This window comes from Monashia sp. HAY1-5C, assembly GCF_056755255.1.
In genome coordinates this window covers 1-244 of record NZ_JBPGXG010000646.1, presented here as the reverse complement: position 1 = coordinate 244, position 244 = coordinate 1, and the positions used below count along the sequence as shown (strand labels likewise).

At 69.3% G+C, this 244-nt stretch carries 1 protein-coding gene; it reads left to right on the top strand.

Annotated features, from left to right (window positions below; genetic code table 11):
- Positions 1 to 36: 36 nt before the first annotated feature.
- Positions 37 to 244, top strand: a 208-nt coding sequence (locus tag ACR9ZK_RS23045) for a hypothetical protein (RefSeq protein ID WP_481344241.1), incomplete at its 3' end; no start/stop codon positions are given.

The window sequence follows — 244 nt, the reverse complement described above, 5'->3', positions numbered from 1 at the left end:
CGAGATCTACACTCTCTCCGTCGTCGGCAGCGTCAGATGTGTATAAGAGACAGGAGCTCATCCGTGCTGGGCCGAGTTCAGCAGTGTCCGGCGTGGGGGCTCGCCCGGGCCCCGCTCGGGCCGGACGCCGACGGGCGGCCACCCTGTGGGCTGTCTCTTATACACATCTCCGAGCCCACGAGACGGAGCTACATCGAGGGGGGGGGCTTGTGGTTGGGAAGGGGGGGGGGGGGGGGGGGGGGGG